At 55.1% G+C, this 3,665-nt stretch carries 7 protein-coding genes; all 7 read right to left on the minus strand.

Annotated elements, in window-relative coordinates; genetic code table 11:
- Nucleotides 1-482, minus strand: a 482-nt coding sequence (locus WC026_RS17170; RefSeq protein ID WP_372712230.1) for a hypothetical protein, incomplete at its 3' end; no start/stop codon positions are given.
- A gap of 104 nt (nt 483-586) precedes the next feature.
- On the minus strand, nt 587-1,168 hold the full coding sequence (locus WC026_RS17175; RefSeq protein WP_372712231.1) for a hypothetical protein: 582 nt from the start codon (nt 1,166-1,168) through the stop codon (nt 587-589).
- A gap of 39 nt (nt 1,169-1,207) precedes the next feature.
- Nucleotides 1,208-1,354 (minus strand): hypothetical protein, encoded by a 147-nt coding sequence (locus tag WC026_RS17180; RefSeq protein WP_372712232.1) that lies wholly within the window; start codon nt 1,352-1,354, stop codon nt 1,208-1,210.
- A 9-nt stretch (nt 1,355-1,363) separates the two neighbouring features.
- Entirely contained in the window at nt 1,364-2,281 is a 918-nt protein-coding gene (locus tag WC026_RS17185) for an IS1595 family transposase (RefSeq protein ID WP_372712233.1), read from the minus strand.
- Nucleotides 2,282-2,327: 46 nt separating this feature from the next.
- A complete protein-coding gene (locus WC026_RS17190; RefSeq protein WP_372712234.1) occupies nt 2,328-2,531 on the minus strand; it encodes a hypothetical protein in 204 nt (67 codons plus the stop codon).
- Nucleotides 2,532-2,589: 58 nt separating this feature from the next.
- Entirely contained in the window at nt 2,590-2,850 is a 261-nt protein-coding gene (locus tag WC026_RS17195; RefSeq protein ID WP_372712235.1) for a hypothetical protein, read from the minus strand.
- A 34-nt stretch (nt 2,851-2,884) separates the two neighbouring features.
- On the minus strand, nt 2,885-3,472 hold the full coding sequence (locus tag WC026_RS17200) for a GNAT family N-acetyltransferase (protein ID WP_372712236.1): 588 nt from the start codon (nt 3,470-3,472) through the stop codon (nt 2,885-2,887).
- Between the last annotated feature and the right edge of the window lie 193 nt (nt 3,473-3,665).

The following is a 3,665-nucleotide window of genomic DNA, read 5'->3' on the forward strand; positions in this document are numbered from 1 at the left end:
CGCTGGTAGCGCATGTCGATGCAGTCTTTGTCGTAATCCTCGGCGGCGGATTTTGCCAACTTAAGCTCACTCTCCAGCCTCCCCACCTCTGCCACATAGAAAGCGACGACTTCCGTGTTGTCGGGGAAGCCCCACTTGCGGCCGGTTTCGGCGAAGATCGCCTTTGCGGCCTTGAGGTCTGCGGCCCAGTGGTCGTCGAGGGCCTTTTGTAGCGTCGCGACGCGGCCCTGGAGGCGGTCGCGCTCAGCGGCCCCCTCATCCTTCCCCGCCTCAAATCCGCTTTCATAGGCGGTGACGGTCCGAATATCGACATGGTCGCCATCAACAGCGGCGGCAGCGTCGAGGGCGGCGGCTTTGGTTTTTAAGTGATGGATTGCCGCGAGAGCAGATTGAACCGCGACGTGATCGTTCCAGACGCCATCTTTCATAATGCGCTGATGCGTTACCTCATCGTCATCGCCATAGAACGGAATGACGGCCATCGCGCAGGCGCGGGCAAGTTCTGCGTCTGGCCCATCAAATGGACCGGGGTGCCGCTTCACAAGATCGTCGTCTTTGTCTTGCATAGCTCCGTCGTCAATTGCGCTCATGGCGTCTCTCCTTCGCTCTTGACGACGCTCTCTGAGGAGGCGAGGGCGGCATTAGTTGCCGGCAATAATTCCCACTTTACAGCCTTGAAGTGATGGTCCCATCCGTCCCAAGAACTGTCCCTGTCAACCGCGTCGCACCACTGTTGCACAGCATCCCGCATAGTTGTCAGCGCCTCTCTCAACTCCCTTACAATCGCCTCAATGGAGGCGATGCGGGCAGTATCTGCTAGGAAGTCGACCATCAATTTGTCGCTGTCCCGCTCCTTCTCCAACTCCGCATTGCGCTCGATAGCGGCTTCAAAGTGAATAATCGTCCCTTCGTATTCTCGTGACTCACGCTCCAACTCCGCATTGCGCGTTTCCGCCTTTTCAGCTCGGTCTCGCCATGCATTAGATCGGCTCATAGCAAGGTCGTAACTTTTGATAAGCTCCGCATTGCGCTCGCGGAGGCGGGCGAGTTCGGCGGATTGGGCTTCGAGAGCGTCGGCGGCTCTGCTGGCAGTGTCGCACCATTCATCCTCATCTAACGCCCAGACGTCTACCCTCAGAGACTTCACCAATTCATCGATCTGCGTCATGGCGTCTCTCCAGCAATATCCTTAAGGGAATTATATACATTAGTCCCCGGCTTCCTTTTTCTTCTCTCGTATGATCTTGGCCTTGCGACGTTTTCGCGCTTTCGCCGGCTCAGATTTTGGCTTGGGGCGAAAGGCCAAAACCTTGTCCGCGATAGCGTCGAGCGCCTTCTTATGATCTGGCTTCATCTAGCGCTCCTAGTGGGTAAGAGCCTTGTAAGTCAGTCGCTTTCCGGCAACGCCGTCAATGAAGCTATCGAGGCGCTGCATCGTGTGGCGCTTCACGTCGCCTTCGTTGAGACGGAATGCGAACTCATCAACGTAACGGCCTAAATGCTTTTTGCTGGCGTGGTGATAGACGCCGATTAGGCCGCGTTTCATAACCGCAAAAACACTCTCGACGCCGTTCGTCGTCACGTCATCGCGGACGTATTCACCCTCACTGTGGTTGATGGTTTCGTGATCGAAAAACAGTCCGCCAAGGCCGCGATAGACAGCCGCCTCGTCAGTGTGGAGCGTCGCGCCAGCGGCGACGTGCTGGTGAACTTTCGTGTGCAGCGTCGCCATGTCGGCGTCATCAACCGGCACAGCCTTCATGCGGCCCTTGCGCTCGCGCATGGCTACGACGGCGGTTTTGCCAACCGTCCCGCGACCGGCCTTTAGCTTCTTCGACTCGTGCTTGTTCTTTTCGATACCGCCGACATAGGTTTCGTCAATCTCGACAATTCCTTGCAGCTTTTCGAGGTCGCTCCCGCAAGCCTCGCGGAGGCGATGCAGGACGAACCACGCTGATTTTTGCGTGATCCCAATCTCTTTGGAGAGCTGCATCGAGGAAATTCCCTTGCGGGCCGTGACGAGCAGATACATCGCATAAACCCACTTGTGCAGTGGGATGTGCGAGCGCTCGAAAATCGTGCCCGTGCGAACGGTGAAGTCCTCTTTGCATGGGTTGCAGCGATAGAAACCGCCCTTGCGGGCTGTGATCCGCTCGCAGGAGCTGCAAACCGGGCAGCGCGCCCCGTTCGGCCAAAGCCTCGCCTCCAGATAGGAGCGGGCGGCCTCTTGGTCGGGAAACATTGCGAACAGTTCAAAAGTGGAGATGGTGGATTTAGACATTAGGCTATACCTTCAAGAGAAAACAGGAGGGGCTATGCCCCTCCTATTAAATAGCCAATTCTATCTCAATAACGGACCATTCAAAGCCGTTCTCGATGGCGGGCTGGGCATATTCTTGCGCCCCTTTGATCGTCTTCCACGTCTTCACTAGCTTGGCCCATTTCTTTACATTGACATCGTTTTTAGAGACATAGCGTCCGTCCTTGCCGACAAGATTTCCATGCTCGGTCTGGATAGCGTAGGCGTTCATGGCGTTCTCCCTTGTTGATGTAAACAAGGTAGATGACTCCCTCGCGTTTGTCAAGGGACTAATGTATATAATTCCCATCCTTAAGCACGGCGATGATGGCGGCGCGCGACCGTGCGCGCTCGTTTGTGAGGCGCACTGTTGAACCGAACAGCATTTCGATGTCGAGCCCCGGCGGCAGCAACCAATATGCGCGAAGGTGGGCGTCCACCGCGCTCTCAGGCAGGTGGTCTGCCAAGGCATTGATGACGGCGCGTGCGCGGACTTCAGCCGTTGGTTGGAGAATGGATGCAGCCTCGACCACGCTTTCAGGAATGCTCATTGGATTCTCCTAGCGAGCGCCGTGACAATCTCATTTATATTTTGATTCTATGCTCTCTGACCTGCCTATCGCTGGCGGCACGAAATGTCGCGTAAGCCTCTCTGCTGTATGAAAAATATATATTGTCTTCGTCGTCGCCAACTTCTTCCGCGCCTGCCCGCGCATGAAATCCTAGAACCTTGTCATTTCCTTTGCGCACGTCAAAATGTGATCTGGTAAAACCAAGGGCATCGAAGCCAATTTCATAGATCATGATAGCTGAAAATGTCGCAAGGCCCGGAGTTGACGGCGGCTCGATAATCCAGCTTCCCCAACAGAAAGACGGCTTCCCGTCTATTTCTTTAATGTCATATAAACGGACGACGCCACGGTCGGCGTGATCTGAAACTATGACGAAATATAATTCGCTCCCGGCGGCCTCTCTATTCTTATAACGCTCTATCCATTGCCGCTGTGCTTCAACGTCGGCAACAGACGGGCTTAGGTGTTTGTTCAGGCATGGATTTCCGCGAAGCCTGCAAACAAATTCAGCGTCGCTCGGCTTGATTAAGCGCAAGTGCGACCGAAACGATGGGTCCATTGCCGGCACGCTTTGAGCCATGCCGTTTTCAAGTTTGATCATTATCTTCTCCAATCTCTTCGCCTCGCACAGGTCCGCAGGATCGCGGTGGTTAGGGCGCTCTCGATATGGTGCCGATTTCGACTGGTTCTTTACCACTCGGAAGTAAATCTCTCTCGCAGCATTTGTAGGCTGTTGGGTCGCCTCCGCGGCATAGAATATATGAAATAGCACGCCGTCCGACTTGCTTCATGAG

The organism is Hyphomicrobium sp. (assembly GCF_041674905.1).
In the GTDB taxonomy this organism is placed as follows: Bacteria; Pseudomonadota; Alphaproteobacteria; order Rhizobiales; family Hyphomicrobiaceae; genus Hyphomicrobium_B.

Excerpts from the sequence above, each read along its gene's own strand:
- WC026_RS17175 (WP_372712231.1), bottom strand. The coding sequence starts at position 1,168 with ATGACGCAGATCGATGAATTGGTGAAGTCTCTGAGGGTAGACGTCTGG.
- WC026_RS17180 (WP_372712232.1), bottom strand. The coding sequence starts at position 1,354 with ATGAAGCCAGATCATAAGAAGGCGCTCGACGCTATCGCGGACAAGGTT.
- WC026_RS17185 (WP_372712233.1), bottom strand. The coding sequence starts at position 2,281 with ATGTCTAAATCCACCATCTCCACTTTTGAACTGTTCGCAATGTTTCCC.
- WC026_RS17190 (WP_372712234.1), bottom strand. The coding sequence starts at position 2,531 with ATGAACGCCTACGCTATCCAGACCGAGCATGGAAATCTTGTCGGCAAG.
- WC026_RS17195 (WP_372712235.1), bottom strand. The coding sequence starts at position 2,850 with ATGAGCATTCCTGAAAGCGTGGTCGAGGCTGCATCCATTCTCCAACCA.
- WC026_RS17200 (WP_372712236.1), bottom strand. The coding sequence starts at position 3,472 with ATGATCAAACTTGAAAACGGCATGGCTCAAAGCGTGCCGGCAATGGAC.